Source organism: Pseudomonas huaxiensis (genome assembly GCF_003231275.1).
Classification (GTDB): Bacteria; Pseudomonadota; Gammaproteobacteria; order Pseudomonadales; family Pseudomonadaceae; genus Aquipseudomonas; species Aquipseudomonas huaxiensis.
On record NZ_QKVL01000006.1, the window covers coordinates 64,344 to 88,630 of the forward strand.

General features: G+C 53.0%; 17 protein-coding genes and 4 pseudogenes. 11 read left to right on the forward strand and 10 right to left on the reverse strand.

Annotation, left to right across the window (positions count from 1 at the left end; all coding sequences use genetic code 11):
• The first annotated feature begins 485 nt into the window (after positions 1–485).
• The gene (gene chrA, locus DM374_RS09560; protein WP_110969624.1) at positions 486–1,856 is read left to right on the forward strand and encodes a chromate efflux transporter; all 1,371 of its coding nucleotides are present in this window, start codon (positions 486–488) and stop codon (positions 1,854–1,856) included.
• Between the two features lie 870 nt (positions 1,857–2,726).
• Here chrA and DM374_RS09565 read toward each other — a convergent pair.
• Positions 2,727–3,476 carry a substrate-binding periplasmic protein gene (locus DM374_RS09565; protein ID WP_110969625.1) on the reverse strand — a complete coding sequence of 250 codons (750 nt, stop codon included), beginning with the start codon at positions 3,474–3,476 and terminating at the stop codon, positions 2,727–2,729.
• A gap of 364 nt (positions 3,477–3,840) precedes the next feature.
• Positions 3,841–4,776: pseudogene (locus DM374_RS09570) on the reverse strand (SMP-30/gluconolactonase/LRE family protein).
• On the opposite strand from DM374_RS09570, the pseudogene DM374_RS09575 reads away from it, so the two are divergent.
• Positions 4,775–5,750 (forward strand): annotated as a pseudogene (locus DM374_RS09575) (IS5 family transposase). The pseudogenes DM374_RS09570 and DM374_RS09575 overlap by 2 nt on opposite strands.
• 171 nt (positions 5,751–5,921) lie before the next feature.
• Here DM374_RS09575 and DM374_RS09580 read toward each other — a convergent pair.
• Positions 5,922–6,395 (reverse strand): DMT family transporter, encoded by a 474-nt coding sequence (locus DM374_RS09580; protein WP_110969626.1) that lies wholly within the window; start codon positions 6,393–6,395, stop codon positions 5,922–5,924.
• Between the two features lie 11 nt (positions 6,396–6,406).
• Positions 6,407–7,807 (reverse strand): amidohydrolase family protein, encoded by a 1,401-nt coding sequence (locus DM374_RS09585; RefSeq protein WP_110969627.1) that lies wholly within the window; start codon positions 7,805–7,807, stop codon positions 6,407–6,409.
• A 143-nt stretch (positions 7,808–7,950) separates the two neighbouring features.
• Between DM374_RS09585 and DM374_RS09590 the strand changes: the two genes are divergently transcribed.
• Together DM374_RS09590 and DM374_RS33685 are read left to right on the forward strand one after the other, a co-directional pair.
• The gene (locus DM374_RS09590) at positions 7,951–8,844 is read left to right on the forward strand and encodes a LysR family transcriptional regulator (RefSeq protein ID WP_110969628.1); all 894 of its coding nucleotides are present in this window, start codon (positions 7,951–7,953) and stop codon (positions 8,842–8,844) included.
• A 982-nt stretch (positions 8,845–9,826) separates the two neighbouring features.
• Positions 9,827–10,000 carry a GNAT family N-acetyltransferase gene (locus tag DM374_RS33685; protein WP_225422466.1) on the forward strand — a complete coding sequence of 58 codons (174 nt, stop codon included), beginning with the start codon at positions 9,827–9,829 and terminating at the stop codon, positions 9,998–10,000.
• A 135-nt stretch (positions 10,001–10,135) separates the two neighbouring features.
• On the opposite strand, the gene DM374_RS09600 is transcribed toward DM374_RS33685, so the two are convergent.
• The 6 genes from DM374_RS09600 to DM374_RS09630 all read right to left on the reverse strand — a co-directional run bounded on the left by DM374_RS09600 (position 10,136) and on the right by DM374_RS09630 (position 14,680).
• Positions 10,136–10,459, reverse strand: a complete 324-nt coding sequence (locus DM374_RS09600; RefSeq protein WP_075806311.1) for a hypothetical protein — start codon at positions 10,457–10,459, stop codon at positions 10,136–10,138.
• A 196-nt stretch (positions 10,460–10,655) separates the two neighbouring features.
• On the reverse strand, positions 10,656–10,901 hold the full coding sequence (locus tag DM374_RS09605) for a helix-turn-helix domain-containing protein (protein WP_009402735.1): 246 nt from the start codon (positions 10,899–10,901) through the stop codon (positions 10,656–10,658).
• A 527-nt stretch (positions 10,902–11,428) separates the two neighbouring features.
• Positions 11,429–12,226 (reverse strand): hypothetical protein, encoded by a 798-nt coding sequence (locus DM374_RS33115; RefSeq protein WP_157969680.1) that lies wholly within the window; start codon positions 12,224–12,226, stop codon positions 11,429–11,431.
• A 127-nt stretch (positions 12,227–12,353) separates the two neighbouring features.
• Positions 12,354–12,626, reverse strand: coding sequence for a helix-turn-helix domain-containing protein (locus DM374_RS09620; protein WP_110969631.1), 273 nt, complete (start codon positions 12,624–12,626; stop codon positions 12,354–12,356).
• 99 nt (positions 12,627–12,725) lie between these two features.
• Entirely contained in the window at positions 12,726–13,316 is a 591-nt protein-coding gene (locus DM374_RS09625; RefSeq protein ID WP_110969632.1) for a hypothetical protein, read from the reverse strand.
• Positions 13,317–13,327: 11 nt separating this feature from the next.
• On the reverse strand, positions 13,328–14,680 hold the full coding sequence (locus DM374_RS09630) for a tyrosine-type recombinase/integrase (protein WP_110969633.1): 1,353 nt from the start codon (positions 14,678–14,680) through the stop codon (positions 13,328–13,330).
• 351 nt (positions 14,681–15,031) lie between these two features.
• Between DM374_RS09630 and DM374_RS09635 the strand changes: the two are divergent.
• The 7 genes and pseudogenes from DM374_RS09635 to DM374_RS09665 form a co-directional block, all read left to right on the forward strand.
• Positions 15,032–16,024 (forward strand): annotated as a pseudogene (locus tag DM374_RS09635) (tyrosine-type recombinase/integrase); the annotation flags it as partial.
• A gap of 141 nt (positions 16,025–16,165) precedes the next feature.
• A complete protein-coding gene (locus tag DM374_RS33690; RefSeq protein ID WP_225422467.1) occupies positions 16,166–16,636 on the forward strand; it encodes a hypothetical protein in 471 nt (156 codons plus the stop codon).
• Between the two features lie 282 nt (positions 16,637–16,918).
• Positions 16,919–17,173 (forward strand): hypothetical protein, encoded by a 255-nt coding sequence (locus DM374_RS34295; protein ID WP_450088429.1) that lies wholly within the window; start codon positions 16,919–16,921, stop codon positions 17,171–17,173.
• 940 nt (positions 17,174–18,113) lie between these two features.
• On the forward strand, positions 18,114–19,940 hold the full coding sequence (locus tag DM374_RS33120; RefSeq protein WP_157969681.1) for an ABC-three component system protein: 1,827 nt from the start codon (positions 18,114–18,116) through the stop codon (positions 19,938–19,940).
• Positions 19,937–20,512, forward strand: coding sequence for a hypothetical protein (locus DM374_RS33125; RefSeq protein ID WP_157969682.1), 576 nt, complete (start codon positions 19,937–19,939; stop codon positions 20,510–20,512). Before DM374_RS33120 ends, DM374_RS33125 begins: the two co-directional genes overlap by 4 nt.
• The gene (locus DM374_RS09660; RefSeq protein ID WP_157969683.1) at positions 20,502–23,372 is read left to right on the forward strand and encodes an AAA family ATPase; all 2,871 of its coding nucleotides are present in this window, start codon (positions 20,502–20,504) and stop codon (positions 23,370–23,372) included. Before DM374_RS33125 ends, DM374_RS09660 begins: the two co-directional genes overlap by 11 nt.
• A 98-nt stretch (positions 23,373–23,470) precedes the next feature.
• A pseudogene (locus tag DM374_RS09665) lies at positions 23,471–24,263 on the forward strand (IS5 family transposase).
• Positions 24,264–24,287: the final 24 nt, after the last annotated feature.

Consider the following 24,287-nt stretch of genomic DNA (forward strand, 5'->3'; position numbering starts at 1 on the left):
GAGCTGTTTTGGGGCGAGTCCACAGTTTCGGACACAGATGAGTAGGAGATGTAACCACCTCATACAGCGGAGTCCTAGTCGATTGAGTACCTGCCGGGGTGGCATAGTCATGCATCTACCGGAGCACAGCGCTATTCAGGGTTTCCAGGATGGTAGACGCTTGGCTCAGGAAAACGAACCGGGTATATGGATGCAATGCTCACGCAACGCAGATTATCCCATCACGCTGGTATGGGGGCTGACGAATTCTAGCGTCTACCCAGGAGTTGCCGATTTGGGGCGATTGCGGTCATCCAAGAGCGGCTTGGCGATGGAGAGCTAGCCGATACTCAAATCTATCGGCTACATCAATCTTCCGAGGCTCCAGATATTGAGCATTTCCTCTCAGGTTTGGAAATACGCATTGGCTGATGACGATCAACTGAGAATGGTCACGGGAGCCATGGATGGCCTGCTGAGGGCTTTCACAAGTGAAGAATACCCAAATGGTTGAGACCACCTCTACAGTGAGTGAACAGCCGCCATCACAAGCGGCTCAGCAGTCAGTCGGCCTCTGTGAAGCCTTCCTGTTCTGGCTCAAACTGGGTTTCATCAGCTTTGGTGGGCCCGCCGGGCAGATTTCGATCATGCACGAGGAATTGGTTGAGCGTCGGCGCTGGATCAGCGAGAAGCGTTTTCTGCACGCGCTGAACTACTGCATGTTGCTGCCTGGCCCTGAGGCTCAACAGCTCGCCACTTACATCGGCTGGCTCATGCACCGCTCCTGGGGCGGAGTGATTGCCGGCGCATTGTTTGTGCTGCCATCACTGTTCATCCTGATCGGCTTGTCTTGGGTCTACGTCGCCTTTGGCGAGGTGCCGGTAGTCGCGGGAATCTTCTATGGCATCAAGCCGGCGGTCACGGCCATTGTCCTCCATGCAGCTCACCGGATTGGCTCGAGAGCCCTGAAGAATGGCTGGCTGTGGGCCATGGCCGGTGCCTCGTTCGTGGCCATCTTCGCCCTCAATGTGCCATTCCCGCTAATCGTGCTGGTCGCCGCCATCATTGGCTACGTGGGTGGTCGCCTCGTCCCAAGCAAATTCGTGATCGGTGGCGGGCATGGGGCCGCGAAGAACAGCTACGGCCCGGCCATTATCGATGACGACACCCCGGCCCCTGAGCATGCCCGTTTCAACTGGGGACATCTGGCACGCCTGCTGCTAGTCGGTGCAGGGCTCTGGGTCCTGCCCACGGGACTGCTGACGCTGTCGTTTGGCTGGGGCGGCACCCTGACGCAGATGAGCTGGTTCTTCACCAAGGCCGCACTGATGACGTTTGGCGGTGCATACGCTGTGCTGCCCTATGTCTACCAAGGCGCTGTCGGGCATTACGGGTGGCTGACGCCAACCCAGATGATTGATGGCCTCGCCTTGGGGGAAAGCACTCCGGGGCCTCTGATCATGGTGGTTGCCTTCGTCGGCTTCGTGGGTGGCTACGTGAATCCGATGTTCGGAGCAGAAAGCCCTTTCCTTGCCGGCGCAGTCGCCGCGAGCCTAGTCACCTGGTTCACCTTCCTGCCATCGTTCCTATTCATTCTCGCCGGTGGCCCACTGATGGAATCGACCCACAACGAGATGAAGTTCACCGCACCGCTGACAGGCATCACCGCCGCTGTGGTGGGTGTGATCCTGAACCTCGCTATGTTCTTCGGCTATCACGTGCTTTGGCCAACGGGCTTCAGCGGGACGTTTGACTGGCCTTCAGCGCTGATCGCGCTTGCAGCTGCAATGGCTTTGTTTCTCTTCAAGCGAGGTGTAATCCAGGTACTGTTCGCCTGTGCAGTGGCTGGCCTAGCAGTTCACATGCTGCGCATATAAGGCCAACGGATATGCCTAGCAGGAATTTTCAGAGGCTGACCCAGCCCTTTCTCAGCGAGCCCTGGCAAGAACTGAAAGGATTTGGAGGGCGGGTTTTCCTCGCCAACGTCTGCTTTGGGTCGAAAGCCGCCGTTCGCAAGTGACCGCTTTCGACCCAGGCTGTGTGAAAACGTTTTAGAGCAAGATTGACAGTCAGAATCGGAGCGAAAGTCGCGTTCCTACGCAAATTTCAGGTCTGCTGACTAACCAAACGCTGGCAGATTTTACGTAGCAACGCAGACTTCAAAACGGTGCATACGTTTTCACACAGCCTGGACCCAAAGCTGACAGGCGCGGAACAATTTCATGGTCAGAAGTTGGCATAGAAAGACACGGATGGAACTTCGGGAGCCGCGATGAACGAAGCGAGTGCGTAGGAATCTACTCGGATATGATGGACGGATGCCAACCGGATAACGTCATGACAGCAAACGAAGATTTGATTAATTGGAATACGCGCTGGCGACTTGCTGGTGGAGTTGTGTCTTGCAGGACATGTCATTCCTGGCAGCCTGAGACTCACCGAGGAAAGGCTTTTGAGCATCTTCCGGGTTGTGGTCATGCGGGGCAGCACAGCACGCCGTGGGATGACCTAGACATGATCTGCCAGAGCTTCAAACACTACAAATGACCTGTTATCCCAATCAATCGTAGTGGCACCGACTGCTTCTGGCCGTTAGCGACGGCCTGACTCCGACCGTCGCCATGCGGCCATTCCCTTATTCGAAGGCTGATGGCTGCGTGTTGCAAAAAAGTTCATGACTTATCCTCCTCGTTGAGTGAGAGCGATGCTGGATAAGTGCGAAGCGGGCTTGCGCTGGTTCCGCGCTGTCATTGCCCGATGGGGTGATAGTATCGATCCTGGATGCGCTCCAGCTCGCCCGAGTGGCGCAGTTGCTCTAGGGCGTGGGCCCAGGAGGCTACCAGTTCGTCGTCACAGTCGCGGCTGAAGGCGATGTACAGCGATGAGCGATAGAGCTCGATGGGAATCTGCCGCAGCGTGCCGGGGGCGATGTTCAACTGGCGGCTGTAGTAAACCACTCCCGCATCGGTGTCGCCTATGATGATGTCGGTGCGCCCGGCTAGCAGCATGCGATAGAGCTGCAGGCTCTCGGTTGCAGTTTTTTCGAGGTTGTTGAAGCCGCGCGACTGTAGAGTCTCGGGTATCAGGCCGGCATGTCTCGTCGTAATTTTTGGGGCGTGAAGTAGCTGCTCCAAGGAATTCACCGGCTGCTGCGTATTGGCTAACTGATAGGGGTGAATGGACTCTTCCACGATCGGTCCGACCCACTTGTATAGCGGTTCGCGCTCTGCCGTGCGGAATAGTGAATACATGATGGTCTTGGGCCGGGTCTTCAATACACGGGCGCTTCGCATACTAGGCAGCACCACCACCTCAAAGTCATCCCCGGTCCGCGCCATTATGGCTCGAACGATCTCCGTGGCCATGCCGGTGAGGTGATTTTTCTGCTGGTAGTTGTACGGCGCCCACTCTTCAGTAACGACCTGATACTGCTCGGCCCTCACGGGAGGGCCAAGTAATAGACAGAGCAGCGCGGCAGTAAGTGTCGAATGTGTCACGTGTTCTACCTGGTGGGCTGTGCGGTGATTAAGGATGGATCTGATCAAAATATAGAAATTAGTATAGACCCGTGACACACGGCAAACGCCGGATGCAGTCCCGTAAATCGCCACCATGGCGATTGATACACACGAACCAGTACGTATGGCATAGGTTTCTCAAGAGCGTTTAGCGGATTGCCTCTTATCGATATCGGTTGGAACATGTTGTGACCGTACGGTTCTGGCCGTTTTCTGCCCTCCACGAACGGCACAGATCGGCCAATTGCTGCCGGTGGCGATAGTCAAAAAACGGCCAGAAGTGTTCATTCCGAGGCGTCTACGAAATTGGCATTTAGGACGACGCGCCAGGCTAGATTTCTATTTAGTTCAGGCGCCCTGAAAATCGCTCTTCAGGCAGTCCGTCGGCGACAATAGCTTCGGCTTTTATGAGCGCCCCATCCGAATTTGTCGGCTTATTCAGTCCTATCAACGCGCTGGTGCTGTACAGCGTTGCATAACCGGGGCCCGCTAATACCGGGCAAGTGGTCTGAACACACGGGGAGTAGATTACGCGATCGACTTTTCCATCGGGCGTATAACGCACCACTCTGCTGCCGCCCCATTCGGCATTCCAGAGAAAGCCTTGAGCATCAATGCACGAACCGTCTGGAGCGCCTTGACCGTCAACTGTCGTGAACACGCGCTGGTTTTCCAGCGAGGGGTAATCGCAGCAGGAAATGCATCCCTGAAGGGAATCGGCGTAGTAGAGGGTAGAACCGTCCGGACTGAAACAGATGCTGTTCGGAATCGCTACTGCGGGAAGGTCGAGCGTTTCTGTTTCGAGCGTTGCCGCGTTGAGTCGATGAAATCTGCCGGTGGTTTGCACATGCTCAGCTGCGTCCATCGTACTGAATACAAAGTTGCCCATGCGGTCGCAGCGGCCGTCATTGATACGGGTTCAGGGGGCACCCGGCGTGGCTGCAATTTTGCTGAAACGACCGGTGGTCAGTTGGTAGTAGCCCAGGCAGGATGCCAACCCCATTAGCAATACGTCTTCGTCTGCCGTGAGGGCAAATGAACCTAGCGACTCGGGCAGTGACCAGCGCTGCACTTCACCGCTTGTGAGATCCAGAGCACGCAACTCACAGCCGGGGATGTCGGTCCAGAACAGACGTTCGGTTCTTTCACACCAGACAGGGCACTCGCCAAGTAGGCTGGTGGTATCGGTTAGGGATTCTCCGATCAAGTCAGCATCGGCATCTGACCTGTGCTGAAATAGCCCTCCGTCCAATTGCCCTCTACAAGCCCGCCATCCCATGAGTCAGATGAGCTTTTCCGATTTCGAGTACGCTGGTAAGCGCAAGCAAACCCGTCGCGAGCGTTTCCTGGCCGAGATGGAGCAGGTGGTTCCATGGAGCGGTTTGGTGGCATTGATCGAGCCGCATTACCCAAAGGCCGGCGGTGGTCGCAAGCCGTATCCACTGGAAACCATGCTGCGTGTTCACCTGCTGCAGAACTGGTTCTCGTTGAGCGATCCAGCCATGGAAGAGGCGCTGTACGAGATCACTTCGATGCGCCAGTTTGCTCGGCTGACGCTCAGCGCTCCTATCCCCGAAGACACGACGATCATGAATTTCCGGCACCTGCTGGAGAAGCACCAACTGGCGTCGGGCATTCTGGAAACCATACCTGCGAGACAAGGGCCTGTCGTTGCGCCAGGGCACCATCGTCGACGCCACCATCATTCACGCGCCCAGTTCGACCAAGAACAAGGAAGGCAAGCGCGATCCTGAAATGCATCAAACGAAGAAGGGCAACCAGTACTATTTCGGCATGAAGGCGCATATCGGTGCCGATGCTGAATCGGGCCTGGTGCATCACGTCCACGGCACAGCGGCGAATGTGGCTGATGTAACGGAGGTCGCTCACCTGCTGCATGGCGACGAAAATGTTGTCTGTGCCGATGCGGGTTATACCGGCGCAGAGAAGCGACCGGAGCATGAAGGGCGGCCGGTGATCTGGCAGATCGCAGCCCGCCGCAGTACCTACAAGCACTTGAGCAAACGCAGCGTGCTCTACAAAGCCAGACGCAAGATCGAGAAGGTCAAAGCGCAGACGCGAGCGAAAGTCGAACATCCATTTCGTGTGATCAAGCGTCAGTTCGGCTATGTGAAAACCCGCTTCCGTGGCTTGGCTAAGAACACGGCGCAACTGACCACGCTGTTTGCCCTATCGAATCTGTGGATGGTGCGCCGGCAATTATTGCCTGCTACGGGAGAGGTGCGCCCGTGAGGGCAGATAACCAAGGCTTCGCCTTGGTTATCCAATAATCAGCGACTGATAGTCGGGCTTTTCGGCATCCCTGAGCCGCCCATTTCCGGCTGATGAGCAACTTGTTCGGAGTTTCCTTAGGGTTTTAAACATGGTTACGACCTACAAAACAGGATGGGGTAAACAAGGCAATCAGTTGGAGAAAAGTGCTGACCACCTGTCACCGAACAGGGCGATAGCCAGGCCTGCGAGCATCACCATCGCCCCGACCAACTTAATGGGAGACACCGGCCTTTCTAATGCTCCCATCAAGCCGAAATGATCGATAACCAGTGACGAAATGATCTGCCCGGCGATAGCGAGGCCGAGCAGGGCTGACAGACCGATCTTTGGGGCAAGCACCACATAGCTAAGCAGCGCACCGGCACCCAGCAAACCGCCCAGCAGGTTCCATAAGGGTTGGGTAGGGATAGCCGCCAGTGAGGCCACTATCCCGCCTCGCATTAATGAGAAGATGCCCAGGCATACCGCGCCGGCAGTGAAAGAGAACAGCGCTGCCGCTACGGAATCTCCACCTACACCTTTAGAGAGTTGGCCATTCAGCGTGGTCTGCAGAGTGATGCCAAGCCCAGCACAGACGGCCAGCAGGTAGTAGGCTACGTTCATCTCGCGCCTCCTTATTTGTCTGACTCAAGCGGCAGGAATGTCTCGGCAAACATATCCTGCTGATAGCCTGCAGCAGCAAACAGATGCTCACGGGACTCGTCGATCGCCGCACGCAGCCTTTCGCTGTCCACGCCCAGCACTTTGCCGCCGCGTTTGACGATACGCCCACCAATCATGACCGTGTCTACATTGCTGCGTTCGGCCGCATGTACAACGGTGCCAAAGGCGTTGCCTGACGGGTAAAGGTTGATGTCCTGCGCGTTGATCAGGATCAGATCCGCCTGTTTGCCTGGAACCAAGCTCCCGACTTTGTCCTGCAGGCCAGCGCAGGTGGCGCCGTCTAGCGTGGCGGCTTTGAGCAGGCCGTGGGCGGGCAGGGTCACTACTGGATTATGATCTTCACCGCAGCAGCGCTGCTGGTGCATGCCCATGACGCGTTGCAGGTAGAACGCCACCCGCATCTCCATGAACATGTCGCCGCTGTAGGAGGTTTCATTATCAACGCTCAGCCCCGGACTGATGCCGTGACGCTTGGCCGACCGCATGGCGAACATTCCATCTTCAATGCCGTAGTGAGCATCTGAACGCGGGCATACGTTGACTCTCACGCCAGCCTCGCGAAGGATCTTCCAGCCGGCGTCCGGCAGCGCCGTGCAGTGGTTGAAGATGTTGTCGGACCGCAGCAGGCCTTCGCGATGCAAACCTTCCAACTCAGCAGCCATGTCCCCGCCAAAAAACTCGGTGATGATCGGCAGCCCCAGGCGTCTGGCCTCAGCCCACAGCTCAGGTTCCAGCTGCGCCATCACCGCCAGCGAGAGCAGCGGGTTGTCACCGTTCTTGATGTATTTTTCCTGCAGGCGCTCTAGGTTGCCCGGCCAGTGGGCTTTGTCCCACTCACCCGCAACCGGCGCCCCCGAGGCATGTACGGCGCGTATACCAGCATCAAGCAGCGCCTCGACCGCAGCGTCGGAGTGAGCGCCGGTGCGGCTGTTGTGCGAGTTGTCCACCAAGGTCGTGATACCGGCATCAATGCAGCCCAATGCACTCAGCAGGTTGCCGATGTACATGTCCGCCGGACGATAGTGTTTGGCGAACGAAAAGTGGGTGGCGTTGCAGTAGTCCTCCAGGGTTGCGGCGTTCGGATTGATTCGCCGTAGTTGCCCTTCCCAGGAGTGGCGGTGCGTATCGACCATGCCCGGCATGGCGATCATGCCAGATGCCTCGATCACAACAGCATCGCCGGCTTCGATATGTTCACCGATGGCCGCGATGGTGCTGCCTTCGATAAGGATATCGCCACGCACCAGATTGCCGACGTCGCCGTCCATGCTCAGCACAGTGGCGCTGCTGATAAGTGTGCGGGCGGCCTGAGCGGCCGGGGCCTGCACGATGCTGCGGTTGTATTCCGCCATATCAGTACACCTCTTCAAATTTCGTTGGAAGAAATGTACGTAAGGCGATACTGCCAGAAAAAGATGGGTAAACTGTTTTTATTATTCAGTATTGGCGAATAATAACGCCGTTCCCGATCACTGTTTTGAGGCTGCTAACCGCCATGGATCGTATTCAAGCGATGCAGGTTTTCGTCCGCGTGGCTGAGGCAGGAAGCTTTATTCAAGCGGCGCAGACGCTCTCTCTACCGGCCTCGACGGTCACCAGCAGCGTCAAAAATCTTGAGAAGTACCTGCAGGTGCGACTACTCAACCGAACAACGCGGCGGGTCAGCCTTACGCCGGAGGGCGCAAGGTATCTGACGCAATGCCGGGAAATATTGGAGCTGATCGAACACACGGAGACCAGCCTGACGGACTCCATAAAACGGCCGCAGGGGCGTCTGCGTGTCGATATGCCGGGCGGTATTGCCCACTTCATTGTCATGCCGAATCTGTACGACTTTTACCGGCGCTACCCGGATATCTACCTGATGATAGGTGTGAATGATCGACCTGTTGATCTGATTCAGGAGGGCGTCGATTGCGTGATTCGTACGGGCGAGCTCCATGATTCGACGCTCGTTGCGCGTCCACTCGGCCGGTTTCGCTGGGTGACCTGTGCGTCTGCCGCCTATCTCGAAGAGAACGGTACTCCGCAAACACCACACGACCTATCGCACCACCGGGCCATCCACTACTTTTCGGGCAGCGCTAGGCAAGCTGGTGAAATGCGCTTCGCACGCGCTACTGAAAAGATCTCAGTCCCGATAAACGGTACAGCCGCCGTCAACGAGACTGGGCTCTACATCAAAATGTGCCTTGATGGTTTCGGGTTGATTCAGCTCGCTGAGAACGTGGTGAGCGAGCACCTGCAGCAAGGACGGCTGATCGAAGTGCTTGCTGATTGGCAACCGGATCCGGTGCCCGTGAACCTGCTGTACCCGCATCAGCGATTTCTTTCGCCCGCTGTGAGCTCGTTCGCCGATTGGATAGCTGGGCTGATCCGAGACGAGTAATTGACACTTGCTAGCAGGGGAAATCTCATCTGCCATTTGAAAAAGCGTTAGCCCCCGACTCTTCTTCATACCCCATAACTGAGGCCTCCTAAGCGTCTGCTTTTGGCCGAAAGCAGCCTCTGGGGGACGTCCGCAATGGGGCGGCAGCGGTCATGTTCGACTATGCGGTCCGTGGTGAGCTGCTCATTGCATACCACGACCGCGTTCCCTTCGCAAAAGCAGAACGCTGGTCGCCAATTCGCGTCCCGTTCGACTCTTGACGCTGCCCGAACTGTCCCGCCACGCTGGGGGGCAAGACGCTCCAAGGCACGGTGCCGCGCGACATCGATAGCGACCTCGCCCTGGAGGAAAGCTGCACTTCGGGATTGAGCGTTCTCCTGTCGTCGCTACAGGATGGGCCAGCCGGATCTTCATAGACTTCACCCTGAACCGGCTCAGCGCCGAAGCCGAACAGCAATTGCTGGCCGAGATGTTCCGAGCACTCAGCCTGACCGGCTGCTCTATCTGCGGTGTAATAGTGAGTGACGAACCATTGGAGTCCCTGCACAACGTCGGCTCAGATCACTTGGGGGCGTTGGATGTGCTGGAAGAGAACCGCAGGGTTGAGGTTGACGGGACGCGCGCTGGTAGGTCAGCAAGGCGACGGGACCGGCCAGGCCTTGGCGACGCTGATCGGCGTCACCCGTACCGCGCGCAACAGCGTAAATGAGGCAGTGGAATACCTGAGCAGGGTGGTGCCGCCCGATGTCTATCGGAATGGAGATTCGTGTCGCTAGATCAGAGAATACAGAAGCGATCCAGGCCATCTAACTGCCTATCGCGCTCCATCCGGCCAATCGAAGTGTGGAGCAAATGCGTCAGCGGATCGCCACGACGCTGCAAACCTTCCCCTATCTGGTAGCCGTACGGGAAGGGTGGGTAGTCGGTATATGCCTATGCCAGTCAGCACAGGGCGCATGCGGCGTACCGCAGGGCGGTGGGTATGACGTTCTATGTCGCCGAGGGCCAACGCCGCAGTAGGGTTGGTCAGCAGCTCTATGACGTGCTGCTGACGGTTCTGAAGCGTTCGGGGTATCACTGCATTGCTTTGTCGAATGAAGGCAGTGTCGGGCTATACGAGCGACTGGGTTTCCAGCACATCGGGACGTTTCCCTAGGTCGGGTTCAAGCCCGATACCTGGTATGGCGTAGCGCACTAGATTTGATCTGGGGGCGACGGCCTTCGTCCCGATGATCTCGCGCGTTTTCGAGCAATCTGCTGAAACGCGGGGTCATGCTTGCGGCGGGCGAATTTAGAGCGCTTCAAATTTCGCTTTCTGTTGGGCCATTTCCGCAATGGCTTGATGGACACGGTTCTCGATGATCTCTATCAGTTCGAGGTGCTTGGGAAATTCCTGCTTGAGCCAGGTGCTGCAGACGAAGTAATGATCGAGGTGTATCGCAAGAGGTTGCCGGTCACCCTGAGCGCATAGCATCACATTGAATTCTGTCTCGTCTCCTGCCATGGCGGCGGGCACGAAAATGGTCCCCTTGTCGCTGAAACCGCACGAGCGGCGCCATTCAGGGATGCGTTTCTTCTCGGGGTTATCTGCGGCAAACCAGGTGATTCTTTCCATTAAATCGACCTCATAGATGAGCAATGCGAAATGTGCGTCGTGTCTGATGCGGGTGTTTGGTTCAGCCCGAATGGAGGTCCGCTAGAAGCGTTGGGTCGTTACCTGGCTCGGGCGTTGGTAGGGCAGGCAACTGGTTTGTTATCAGCCGCAGGATGACTCACCGGCCACTGGCGAACTTGGCAACTACCAGGTGACGCTAGAGGCTTGCATCGACCAACAGCTCGGACGGTTTGCATTCCACTGCAACGGCGATGCGCAAGATATTCAGGAAGGTGACATTCCTTTCCCCCCTCTCGATCTTCCCCATGTGAGAACGATCCACGCCTGCCGCATCGGCTAGTGCTTCCTGAGAAAGCGCGAGCGCCAGGCGGCGGGCCCGAATTGCTGCACCGAGCTTTTTCAGACTGCCGTCGTTGTCGAGGGTTGCGGAGATTCTTGCCATGGAAAGAATCGTCCCGTTATGATGCCTATACGGCCACGGTATTTACGACCCATTTTTGAGTTTGGCTTGTTGGGCCCAGTTCGCGGTTAACCGTCATACGACAAGAGAGAGCATCCATGGATGGGGCGCGGAGAGGCGTGCTGCTTGAGCAGGAGGGCAGGCGGGCTGGTGAGAGGAAGCATCTCCAATCCAGGTTTGGCATCAGACGTTTCTGGTTCGGTTGGCTCAGCGTGAGATTTGATGGCGGCCCGGTCTACTTCGACATGGTTGAATCACTTCAACAGGCAATTGCTGATTTCGGATATCTCGTGAGGTGTGGCGAGCAGTTGAGTGCTGAGGAGTGGCTCCACCGAATCAATACACTCGGTCTCCGTATTACGCCAGCGCAATTGACGGCGATCGAAACGCTCATGCGGAATCACTAAAGCTGCAGTAGCTTGCTTCAATAGGGGGAGGGTGGTGAGCTGTCGTCTTTGAATGACAGGCTCACCACCGCTGTGCGGTAGCATTAATCTGGCTGCAACTGTCTAAGTTTTGCCGAAGTAGCCTTCTAGCCATTTTTCGTGCTCTTCCTCCAGAGCAAGCGTTTCCGGCGTTGGCAAATGGTGTACCACACCCCTGCTCCTGTTTACCGCTTTACCGTGCCGCGAGCTGCACGTGTTTGATCTTGCCTGTGAGCCTTGTTTCCCGTGGCCTGGAGCGAGTTCCTTGTCTGGCAGAGATGTCCGGAAATTGTCTGCCTTTTGGCTGAAGCCTGTCAGGCTGTTGTCTGCCAGAAAGGCCCTCTCTATCTCCTCAGCAGTTACTGAGAGGGGGCGCAATGTCTTTTTATCGAGGCGTTCGGAGCCACTGTCGCTACCGTCGGCGATGAACAGAATTCCCTTCAGGTTGCCCATGTAGTCGTGGAATGAGGATAAGCGAGCAGGGAACTTCAGGCCGGAGCGCTCCCAGAATTTGTGAAAGCCCCACCGCTGGTTGTTAATTCGAAATTGGCCAGCGGGTAACCTCCCTCCTTTCTTGCCTGCTACCGTGTTTCTTGAACGAGATAAATCAGCATTGTAAATCGCATAGGCGTGGGTCCTTTTTACCACGGAGCGAAAATGAAGGGTTACGCCCCCAGATTTTTTCGTTCCATAAAAGTCAGCTCCATAATCATAATACTGGTATGAGTCTATCCCTAGGCCAGAAAGGATATCTTTTATAATCGCGTCTGAATGTTCACTCAGCCATTCTTGTGGTACTACCTTCTTGCTCTTCGGGCGAATAGCTAGTCGTCCTAAGTCGATACTAACTTCGTCACCTTTTTTAAGTAGTCGAATGAGCATGTTTGCTATTGAGCTGATGTAATTATTGATGAGGTGCAGGAAAAGTCGATTCGCGCAGCGCTTATGCTCACCTCGGAGAAGTGCACAAGCGCCACGGTGAAAGCCCGCCGAGAAAAGTCGGCTTGACTCAGAGGGACTTCCCGGTGTGGTCGGCAGTGCGGCGAGCCATGAACTCGGCCAGCCCGCTCAGTCGGTAGCGCACCAAGCGACCGACTTTGAGGAAGGGGAGGTTATAGCGACCGGTAGAGCGCCAGACGGAGAGAGTGCTGACCTTCACGCCCAGGATCTGGGCTGCTTGCTTGTCGTCTACATGGACGGGAGGGGTCTTGGGATCGTAGCCAAGTTGCGCGGCAATTTCGGTCTTGATTGCCTCGATTTGATTGGTGCTTGTGTCTTGCATGGAGAAGCCCTGTGCGGAATTAAGCTTGGCAGGACTACATGGTGTCCTGCAGGTTTTGACCGGTCAGGGCTAGTCTCCGGTAAGCGAATCGGTATGTCGTTACACTGATGGCGCTTGGTGTTCTATAAATTTTTTGACCCATTTCACGACCGTCTGCGGGCGGTTCAGTTGCTCAAATACTGTACACACCTCCTCAGCAAATTTTACGGGAGCTTTCTTGTCATTTAGATTGAATTCTCCACTCGTGATCCGCTGTGCCAGCATCCGTTCTACCGTTTCGCGATTTATGTGATTTTGGGCGGGACGAGGCCCTTTGCTGGCTGAGCTAGCTTGCCTAGATTGCATTTCCTTGTAGGCGTGTGTGCGAACCGCATTCGCGTTCTCGATAAACCTTGGGGGCAAATACTTACCTAACTCTTCGGGGCGAGTTGTTTCGGCAAGCGCCGTAGGTTTTCGTATCTCGTGAAAAGATTTTTGCTCAAGGCGTTCGAAGAGTTGCATAACGAGGATCGGCGACAACCCTTCTGATAAATCTAATTCAGAAAAAAGCCGTTCGAATCGCTCTAAAAGCTGCTCGGGAGTTGCGGGAATGTCTGCCCAAAGGAAACCGAGGAATTCCTTCTCCAGTAGCTCGACCGCCGCAAGCTGTCGTTTGAGTTGGGCTTGATGATTGGCGATTTCGATAGTCATTGCGTCTCCATTCATTTGCGATGGTTCTGGTGTAGATCAAGCACCTTGGCGGGCTCCTTCAAACCCGCAGCCTCAAGCATCGCTTGTGTTGCGGTGTTGACCGATTGGCGAACTGGGTCCAGGTCTAGGCGAGCATAAATCTGCGTCGCCTGATGGGTCTTGTGGTTGAGGCTTTTGCCAATGATCGCCAGCGAGGCGCCGGTTTTCGCCTGCCAACTGCCAAGCGTGCGGCGCAGATCGTGAATGCGTAGATCGGTCATGTCATACGAAGCCGTATCTATGGCGAGGCTATCTGCCAGTGCCCGGTATTTCCTTTCTGCTTTTGCCGAAGCAGTCAGAAGTTCGAAGTCGGCGGTCTGGCGTTCTTCGCTGCTCAGCTTCTCCTCTTTCTCCAGCAGATCCAGCAAGCGTCTCATGCTGGCACGGCGTAACACGGTTGCCCACGCCTTCTTTGGCTCGACCAGGTGTCCAGTTTTCCCCGTTCCTGGAAAAACAAAACTGGAGCCCTTCTTTTGCGGTTGCCGGTTCTTCAGTGTGGCTACGGCCTGCGGGGAGAGGGTGACGTTTTGCGGGGTTCCGTTTTTGGTCATGCCAAGACGCCAGATGCCCGCGTCGAGGTCGAGATCGCGCCATGCCATCTCCTGCACGTTAGAGCGGCGTGCGCCGGTCAATAGTGACAACAAAAAGAAGTCGCAAAGATCTGACTCTGCGATGGCCTCCATCAGATAAGGAAGCTCGGGGCCCAAGGCGAATCGATCCCGTGATGGAGCGGGGTTCTTTTGGATACGGCTTGCAGGGTTGCTGCCGGTGAACAGTTCGAGGTCTGCTGCGAAGTTGTAGACCGACGATACGACGATGATCGCGCGATCAGCTTGAGCGGGGCTTTTCTTCGTCGTCCTGGAGTGAATCGTCTTGATCTCGGACCGTGTTATCTGCGACAGCTTGCTGCTATGGATTGGCGCCAGATACATGTTCACCACATCCGTATAGTCGCGCTTGGTGCGTTCACTAAGCGGGGAGCCGTCGCGCTTTTTCTTTTCAGACAGGTACTGCTGGAACACGTCGAGGAAAGTGGGCTCCTCTCGGATCGCTCGACGGACTGCTGCTGGATTGGCCCCAGTGGCGAATTCGCTGAGCACCTTCTGTGCATTGGTACGAGCCTGCTCGACCGTCATCTCGGGGAAGGATCCGAGTTTGATCCACTCCATGGCGCCGGCAACCCGCTTGATCACATAGAAGGTACGGCTGCCTGCAGCGGTAATGCGAAGTACCAACTTGGGTATCTCTGTGTCGTAGACGTTCAAGCGGTTAATGGCTGGCGGCTCGATGGCCATCAGGGCGGTCTTGGTGAACTTCAGCTTCATCGTGGCTTCAACCTGAATCGCTGGCTAGCACTGGGCTAGCGCGGGCTATCAAAAATGGTCCATCTCGGTGATGGTTCGTTAAGCCAAGACTAAGCTGAAAGCCCTATTCTGCATAGGTCTGTAAGGGGTGATGAAAATTGGTAAAGCATACGAGCATCTAACTCGTAACGCGAAGGTCGCAGGTTCGATTCCTGTCTCCGGCACCAGTACAGGTTCCAGCGAAGGCTACCAAAATCTCTGGAACCCCCGTAAAACCCGCCTTCTGGCGGGTTTTTTCGTTATGGCGTTCCGTTGGAAACCGACAGTTGCCAGCCGATTTAGGGGTAACGTTTGGGATAAAGTCGATTCGATGACTGGCATAAGGAAGTGTCCGTGAAGTGGGCGCCTGGCCATTCCCGGACAGTGCTGAGTCGTTTGAAGACTCACGTATTCCCGCTGCTAGGCGCACGGGCCATCGTTGATCTGGATACCTTCGACCTCATGCAGCCGCTTGAGGCAATCAAGAAGCGCGGCACGATCGATGTGGCGTTAAGGGTACAAAACTACCTTCAAAGCATCATGCGTGAGGCGAAGCGGCTGCGGCTGATCACGGTGAACCCTGCATATGACCTTGAGGGCTTCATCAGCGCGCCACGGGTTACGCATCGGCCTGCACTCCCGCTGTCACCTTTGCCTGAGTTGATGGACCGCATCGAGAACTACAAGGGACGCACGCTCACTCGGCTGACCGTCATGCTCTCGCTGCATGTGTTTGTCCGGTCCAGCGAGTTGCGCTTCGCACGCTGGAGTGAGTTCGATCTGAAGCGCGGCATATGGGATATACCTGACACGCGGCCCGCTTTTGAAGGCGTCCCGTATTCGACCAGAGGCACGAAGATGGCGGGCGACATCCATCTGGTCCCTCTGTCACCGCAAGCGGTGGCGTTGCTCGAACAGATTCATGCGATCACGGGGTACTTCGATCTGGTGTTCACCAGTGACGCTCGCTCGTGGAAGCCAATGTCCGAGAACACGGTCAACAGTGCTCTGCGGAACATGGGCTATGACACCAAGACCGAAATCTGCGGGCATGGCTTCCGGTCCATGGAGTGCAGTGCCTTGGTCGAATCTGGGTTGTGGTCAGAGACCGCTATCGAGCGGCAGATGAGCCACAGGGAGCGCAACAACGTTCGGGCGGCGTATATCCACAAGGCCGAGTTTCTGGAGGAACGGCGATTGATCATGAGTTGGTGGAGTCGTTATCTCGAAGCCAACCGGCGAGAGCATATCTCGCCGAATGAGTTCGCGAATCAGACCGGGGCAAACGTTTCTAGCCTAAGAGCAAGGCGTGGCGCCGTCGAGTGAGCGCACGGCTTTGAAATTTCGGTGATCCGCTTTCCACTCGGGTCCATCCAAACAGGGCTGCAAAGCCGCCCTGTTTGGATGGACCTCATCTGAAAAGTCAAAAGCACCCAATATGCCACTGGAAACCACGGGATTCCGTACATGGCCAATGCCATTTTCAACCGCAAAACCCAGCGGGCGAGTCGCTTGACCCTCTCGAATTGCGGGCGTAGAAAAGACAGTGCAAAGGCTGTCGTTGACAGCACCCCAGGTGACCCGAGCCTTCAAGGTCGCGCCGCTCTCGCGGTGGTTCTCCCCAAGGGCGATTCGCATCCGGCAGCTCGCCCGGTCACTACCCATGTGATGGATGCTCTTACACATAAGGCGTTCGTGCGCCGATGCACCGTACCTCGCTGCCCTGCAGCAACCTATCCGCTTGGCCGAATATTGCGCCAACCTGTGCCCGTCTCTTTCTTTTGGAAAGAGACGGGCACTTCTATCACTGCTGCAGCCCTGATCGCACGGGGTTTTGCGGCAATCCTCCTCGTGACAATCGGTGTGACAAACGCTGATGTCACCAGCAACAGCCATGTAGATGATGGTGCCGCAGACCAGGGAATGGACTGCACCTGACTGACAGTCAGGCATGTCCCGGTCATCGCATTGCTGCGTTCACCCGGCTCAGGATCTTCAGGCGCTGGTTTAGTCAGCCAGCACTGCCTCCACCCGCCCACCGGCAACGGTGTTAGGAGGCCAGATCATGAGATGCCCTTGCTCCCGGTTGTAAGGAGCCGTCAGTCCCGCGTAGTGGGCATTCCCCACAGGTCGCAGGGGCCTTGATCCCTGATAACACTAAACATTCTTGGCGGGATGACGTGGGGCGAGGATCGGAAAGCGAACGATGAGGTGACAGACATGGCATTGGTGGGTAGGCGCGACGGCCGCAATTTTGGCTGCGGCAGACAATTGAGCTATGCAGGGCCGCAAGCGCTGAAAGACATGTTCTGCAAGGGCCACTACGGCACGGTCAAGGCGCATTTTGCGCGGGACATCCTGCATGCACTCAACCTCAAAGGCTTCCATGTGCTACGAGCGGAGTATGCCTGTGAGCGCTATGAGCAGATCACCGACACCGAGCGCCCATCAACGGCGGCCAATATTGCCAGGTAGATATGAACCTTGATAGTGAAGCTCGGAGGCAGATCAGCTGTCAGCTAGGATACGGTCGGCTCGATGTAGTCGCTGCCTATGTAGGAGATCGCAGATGAGTAAGGTATTCGATATGAAGCTGTTCTTGGCTGCAGTGCTGACAGGTTCGTACGCAACCCGGCAGCGACATTTACGTCAAGCAAAGCACATCCAAACCGAGATATCTGTGCACTGGCAGCTTGAAACACCGTGGTAAAACATATCTCTTAGTTTCTTGAGCACCGACTAGCTGGGCGATGCGTGGCGACCCAGTAGTACTACTTGCTAACGGTGCGGCTGCTTGCTCGTCGTTTGGAAAAACCGTGGGTCATCAAATACCAGGCTAAGGTCTGATTGATAGACACAACTGACCGCTTTTGACCCAGGCTGCGTGAAAACGTTTTCGAGTAGGTTTTACAGTCAGGATTGGAATGAAAAGCGCGCTCCGACACAAATTTCCGGCCTGCTGAGTAACCAAGAGCTGGCAGATTTTACATAGCAACGCAGACTTCAAAGCGGCGCATGCGTTTTCGCACAGCCTGAAGCCAGAACAGCCTACCGCAGAAGGTAGCAATCGGGTTGAGATGCCATTCGCATACCTCGAATGATTTTAGGCCGATTGAGCCTGCTGAGGCGTTGAAAGGAGGGCTGGAGGGGGCAGCGCGAAGCTCATAATTCCCCCCCAAAAATAGAAATTTGTGCTATACCGATATCAAATTGCCATGACTGGCTGTGCAATTCTTCGCTCTAATCGACAATAAGAGTTGGCGTTATTGGAAGTTCAATGAAACTAAAAATTATGAATAATCTGAGTGTGCCTTAAGAGGTTTGGGGGTAACGCAGGATGCTTTTTGAATAATACTGGGGGTTATTCATGGCTAACATTTATGAAGGCGTAAAGGTTTAAGTTAGGGGTTTGTTTGTGACTGAGCCAATTATTTCATATGGAAAACAAGTGACGGAGTTTGTCTTTGGTTTTTCCGTGCTTAATTCAAATAAAATTGATCTCTGCCTGGCTCAAACATCAATGCCGGATTGGGAGTTGGTAAAGGATGATTTATCAAGGTCGCAGTCTGTAAATGCATTTAAAGAGTTATTTGTTGGCGGCGACACGCATCCTCAAGCTATTTTAGTAGAGATGATCCCTAGTAGTGAGGCTGTCGTGGTAATCGCTCCGGAGTTCGCGTTTGGATTCATGGACTGGGATAGTTTAGATAGTTATATCCGAGCTAGCGAAACTAGATTGATTGTTATTGCAGGTTTTGGGGCTGCTCTTGGCTCAAGTTTAATAGATTGGGAAAGCCAAAAGGGTGAGACCACTCGTCATTTTGGCTGGAATGCTAAACTGAGTCACACAAAACCGGTGAACGGAGCTTGGTGTTGGGTGCACCAACCAGGAGTAAGAACTGATTGTATCGCTATTAGGAAAAATGTTGCAGAGCAAAGCACGGAGGCTGTAGAGCTCCCTAATATGCAGTATGGTAAAGAGGTGCTTCATCTAAAATTTAATGACCTTGATTTGTTTCCATTGATCTGCGCGGACTTGTTGCCTTCTGCGAGTGCTTCAATTGACTCACCTCAGTCAATAATCAAATCTGCAGTTATGGATGAGCAAAGAAAAGGTATACCTGTATTGGTGACAGGTTCTCTCTGGCAAAAAGGTTATAATAGAAATTGGGAGGCGGCAATCAGTGATGTCCTTCACCACATTGTTCCCGCTAGACCAGTGGCGCTTGCTCTTTGCAATATTGCATATGATAAACCAACTCAAGATGAGGGGTGTGATAGGTGGCGAAGTCTTAGCGGCGTATATGTGAAGTTTCAAGATATGCCAAAAGGGCAGAAGAACCTTCCCGCAGGACGAGCTTTAGATACAGCTACAATCTCTGGGGTAGTGGTGAGAGATACGAATGCTTGTGTAGTAGGAGGTAAATTAGGTTGGCGTCCATATACGCCTGTGCTTGGTAACTTTGCTTGGCATCCGGATGCACTATATCACATTAAGGATGAAGGAATTGATCTGGCAGGATCACATTCGAATAGTGCAGTTAGATGTGAAGTTAACCGCCAGCTTCGCCGCTTCCCATGTGAAAGTGAATGGGACCCGAGAGTGGCTACAGGCATGGAGCAAATTAAGGCGCGAGTCAATCTACAGTCCGATAGCGTTTTGTCAAGATTTGTATCGTCAATACTCTACGGCGTCGAGTCTGAGGAAAGAGCAGATATTGACGGCTTGCATGAAAGCGAAAATTTTCGATATTACCTTGAGGGTATTTATGCAATAGCAACTTTGAAAACTCTGGGAGATACAGAGTGGGTTGCGGATCACAAACAATATGGCCAGGTGGTAGTGTCAGGTGCTAGTAATTTGCTCGTCTGGAATCATAAGGCAAAAACTGCGCGTTCAATCGTAAGAAGCATTGAGTTGTGGTTGAATAATCCTATTGCTCATCCAGCTCTTATTGTATTCGGTGGTAGGCATAGTGGAAGCGTCCCGCAGGGCGCGATAGTGCCAAGTAGAAGAAGTGATATAACGGGAGTTGATCCACAGTCTAGCGGAAAGTTAAATGTAGTCGAAATCCTAAGGGATGGCGATGATATTACTCGGCCAAAAATTTTAAGAAAAGCAGCATATTATAGTATCGATCAAGTTTCAGATGTCTATCTCGATTTTGATCCTAATGATCCAGTTGCTCGTGTTGATCGGTTGTTACAAGTAATAAAAACAAGCTTTGAGGAGCGAGTATGATTGCTGCTATCGAGGGCGCGCAACTAATTCTGGATTCATTATGCTCAAAGGTGAAGCTAAGTAGAGATAGTATTCCGGTAATAGATATTTCAATTCCTATACCAGAGGGAACTTGTCTATGGTCTGGGGACTATGCGTGCCTATTACTCTGGCCTTTAGCTGGGCAGACTTCAGAAAGTATTAGAGAAAGCGTTGAGCGAGCTCAAGATTATTTTGATGAGGTTCTAGTAGCGAAGGAGGGGCAATTAACTAGCTACGATGGATATCTGGTATTGGCTTTAGATTCACAGCCAGTAGGAGATATGAATAAAATCGTCCAGGAGGTTGAGCTTTCAACTAGCGTTTGTCGGAAGAATGTTATCTGGCCAACGCTTGGAATAACACAGTCAGAAAGAGAATGGCCACGGATAGCCGACGTGGCCGTTTTAGGGTTGCCTGATATTCCGATTGTTCCGGAAGAGCATTTATCTTGGCCAGACGTCGGCGACGATGTGCGGCGGCTTTGGCAGGAATTAAATTCAACCGCATATCTCAAAGTTAGCTCAAAAGTGGAGAAGTACGGTGAGCGTTAGAATCGAAAACCTTCGTGTGGAAGCGTTTAGGGGTATTGGAGCTCCATTGTACTTTGATTTTAGTTCACCTTTGACTCTGATATATGCACCGAACGGTACGGGCAAAACCACTTTATGTGAAGCTGCTGAGTGGTTGCTGACTGGCCAAGTAGAGCGGCTCTCTAAAGGAAACGAATTTGATAGGGCTTTATTGAATTCAAAGTTTATGAGTTCGCCCTCATTCCCGGTTGTGGAAGCGGAAGTCGGCTTCGAGAACGGGGTTGAATACGTGCGCAGAGAAATTAATCAAAGTGCTGAGGTTTTACAGGTAAAGTTATCTAACGGATCTTCTGCGTTAATTTCCGATCATCAGTGGCTTAAAACACTTGCTACCGGTGTCGAGCAATCCAGTGCAGGATTAAGTACCTCTTCTTCTATAATGAGGCAATGGATAAAAGGCTCAAGGTTTTTAACCATTGAAGCTTTGGCTGCGTTAGTCGATAGCGATGAAGATAACGCCGAAAAAAGATTGCAGGTATTTTCAGATATTTTGGGTGTGCGGCATTTACTTGAAGCAGAGAAGCTTTTTGCAGGTCATGCTTCTGCGCTAAACGAAAAGCTTGAGGTATTGCAAAGAGATGTGATCGCTCTGGAAAATGAAAAAAATAGTCTTAGGGATTTTGAACAAGGCTCAATTAGCGGTGCACTTGTTCCAAGTGGTGGTGTAGGGATTGATTCCAAGCTCAATTCTATTGAAGGATTGCTTGGGGTATCTACAGATAACTCATTAACATACTCTCCTACAGCTTTGCGAATTGAGAAGGCTGAATCTGCCTATGGCAAAAGCAAACGGAATTATGAAAGAAGAAGTAGTTCGTTTGATAAATTAAGTAACTATGTCTCAGAGCAAGAAAGCAATGAAGAACGTCTCAGGGTGATCGATAAGACTCTAATAAAGTTTTCTAGTAAATATAAATTATCCGAGGAGCGCTGTCAGAAAAAGCATAAAAATTTGCAGGTGCTTGATGGTCAGGTTAAAGTTAATGAAGAGCTTTTAAGAAAATTTATTGATATTAAGATGGATTTGGACGCGCGCTCGAAGGAGTTGTCTGCGGAGCTAGAGCGTCATTCTGAGATTTTGAAGATTCCAAGCGGTATTGGTTTTAAACTGTCGCGCTTGCGTAGCTTTCTAAATCATAATGGAATGAGTGGCTACCCTAGCGATGAAGATTCTGAGTTGCGAGAGTTGCATAGTAAAAGTAATAGTTTGAAGTATTTGAAGAGTGAGCTTAATAAACTAGAGAGTGAAAGAAAGCACCTACAATCCTCGCTCTTGGACGAGTCAAAGGTTCGAGAACTTGAGGAAAAGGTCTCAGAGTTAGATGTAGAGATAGAGAAGTTATCAGCTGATTTCGACGTAATGGCGCGACCTTTAGAGCGACTGAGGTCGTCAGTAAATAGCTATTTAAGTCACTCGCACTTTGGTAGCGCTGAAGCGGACTGCCCAGTATGTGGTCACGAATGGGATAGTTTGGAGTCTATGCTTTCTGCTATAACTTCAACGATTGATGAATTCCCGCTGTTTATGAAAAAGAGAAAGGCGCAATGCGACTTTTTAAGTTCAAAAAAATCGGCAATACAGGGAGAAATAAATTTCGCAAAAAACCAGAGGTCAAAATTTGAAATTGTTGAGGTTGATTTAAAGTTAAATCAATATCGGCTGGAGATTTTAACGTCGGAACTTAAGCTTCACGGAATTTCTTCGCGCGATCCATTGATCTCGTTGCAACGTGAAGCTGCACGTATGCGTCTTCGCTCTAGATATACTGAGTTGCTAAATTCAATTTCTTTGTTTGAGAATTACTTTCCAGGGGAAGAAAAGCTTCTTAGCGTTCCTCTGGCTGGATTTTCGAAAGCTATTTCAGCTTTGCTCTCAGGGGTACAGAGAAAACTTGAAAAAAACGTTGAGACCGCTCGTGAATCAATTGTCCGTGAAAGACATGAGCTCAATGGGATGCGAGCGCAGCAGAGTGTCGAAAGGCAAGAGCTGAAAGAAGTGCAGAATAAATATGATTTCCTCCGGCGTCGAATATCCGACTTCCAAGTTTTATGGGGCGAGGTCGGAGATGGGCTCGAATGGAATATGGCTAATTTCAAGAAGGCACATGCGGAAATCATACTTTTGCATGGGCGGCTTATTTCAATCGGTTCTGCTTTAGATGAGGTAAGGCAGGAGTTTAAAAGTTTGGCATCCGCGCACAGAATTGGCGAGCTAGACAAGGAGATTCGAATTCTTTCACACAAGCTTTCTCGAGCTAAAGTTGAGCGTGATTTGGCGAGCCGAGCACAAGATGATTTTAAAACAGCTTATTCCAAGACTACCTCGGAACGGATGTCCGAGTTGTCAGGAGTGGTAAATCCTTTGTTTTCTCGTATGCACTCTAATCGAGTTTATGATGAAATACAGTTTGGCAGTAAAAATGATAAGTTATTTTTGACCGCAAGTTCGGCGGGCAGTCAATTTAATCCTGATAGGGACTTTAGCCAGGGTCAGCGTCAAGATCTAGCTTTGGCGATATTTATTGCTAGGGCACGAAGTATTGGAGGGACGTTCTTTTTGGACGAGCCTGTTATGCATCTTGATGACCTCAATCGTGTTGGTCTCTTGGATATTTTTAGGTCGTCAGCTTTGGAAGGTAGCAAAAGATTTAATTTGGTTGTTACTACTTCAAGTAAAGCCCTCGCGCGTCATATAATTCAGAAGTTTTCTTCAATTAAAAGTGTGGAATCTTCAAGCGGCCTTGTCCCGCCGCTGAAAGTCTATGGCTTGGAGGGAAACGCGCGGAGTGGAGTGGCCGCAACTCAGTTGTACCCTTTGTAGGGTTTAGGCTCTGTCTGAAGTTCGGAGAAATCGAACGCCCGTACTCCAAAAGCTGAAATTTTGAAAAATTTTAGCCATCTACAGAAGGCAACTCTGTGATGGCTAAAGTATGGGGCGTAATTGCGGATCTCTTCACCTCAACCCACTCCAGAGGCTGGACCGCGATCAAGTGATCACCTGTTGCTCGGCGGCGTGGAGTGGCTGCTGTGCTCAGGCGCTGCGTGGAGGGATATGCCCAAGTAGTTCGGGCCTTGGCGAACGGTCTACCATCGCTTCCGGGTATGGCAGAATTGGGGGGGCGTTCAATCAGTTGCTTAAGCGTTTACACCTCAGGCTAAACGATCAAGGTCTCATCGAGCTGCAGACCTGGCTGATTGACACGACCGCTGTCCGTGCAACCCGCGCCTCATCAGGTGCAGGTATAAAAGGGGGCCTGATGAACCTGCCGATCACGCTCTAGGCCGCAGTCGCGGTGGCCTCACAACAAAAATTCATATGCTTTGCGATGCCAATGGAGTGCCGTTCCACTTCCTTCTCTCTGGCGGTGAAGCCAGTGACATCAGCCCCATGCAGCCGGTCTTTGCGTTCGATGAAGCGCAAACCCAAAACTAGGCTACCCCGCTTTTTGATCGCCCAAAATGCCGGCAACGCAATGTGATCGAGCGCATGTTTGGCAGGTTGAAAGAAAATCGAAGGGTCGTTACTCGTTTCGAAAAGCTTGCGAAAAGTTATGCGGCGGTGGTCTCGCAGGCTTACGTGATGCGGTGTTTGAGGTACCTTTTTCAGGCAGGATCAAGGCAAACTTTGGAGCATGGGTGCAGAGTCCTCCAGCACCTTCCATCACCCAGTCAGGGCTTCTTCACGGCGGTTCGCAATCTGGAAATAGGCTGAGGATAATTTTAGAGATAAAGAGCT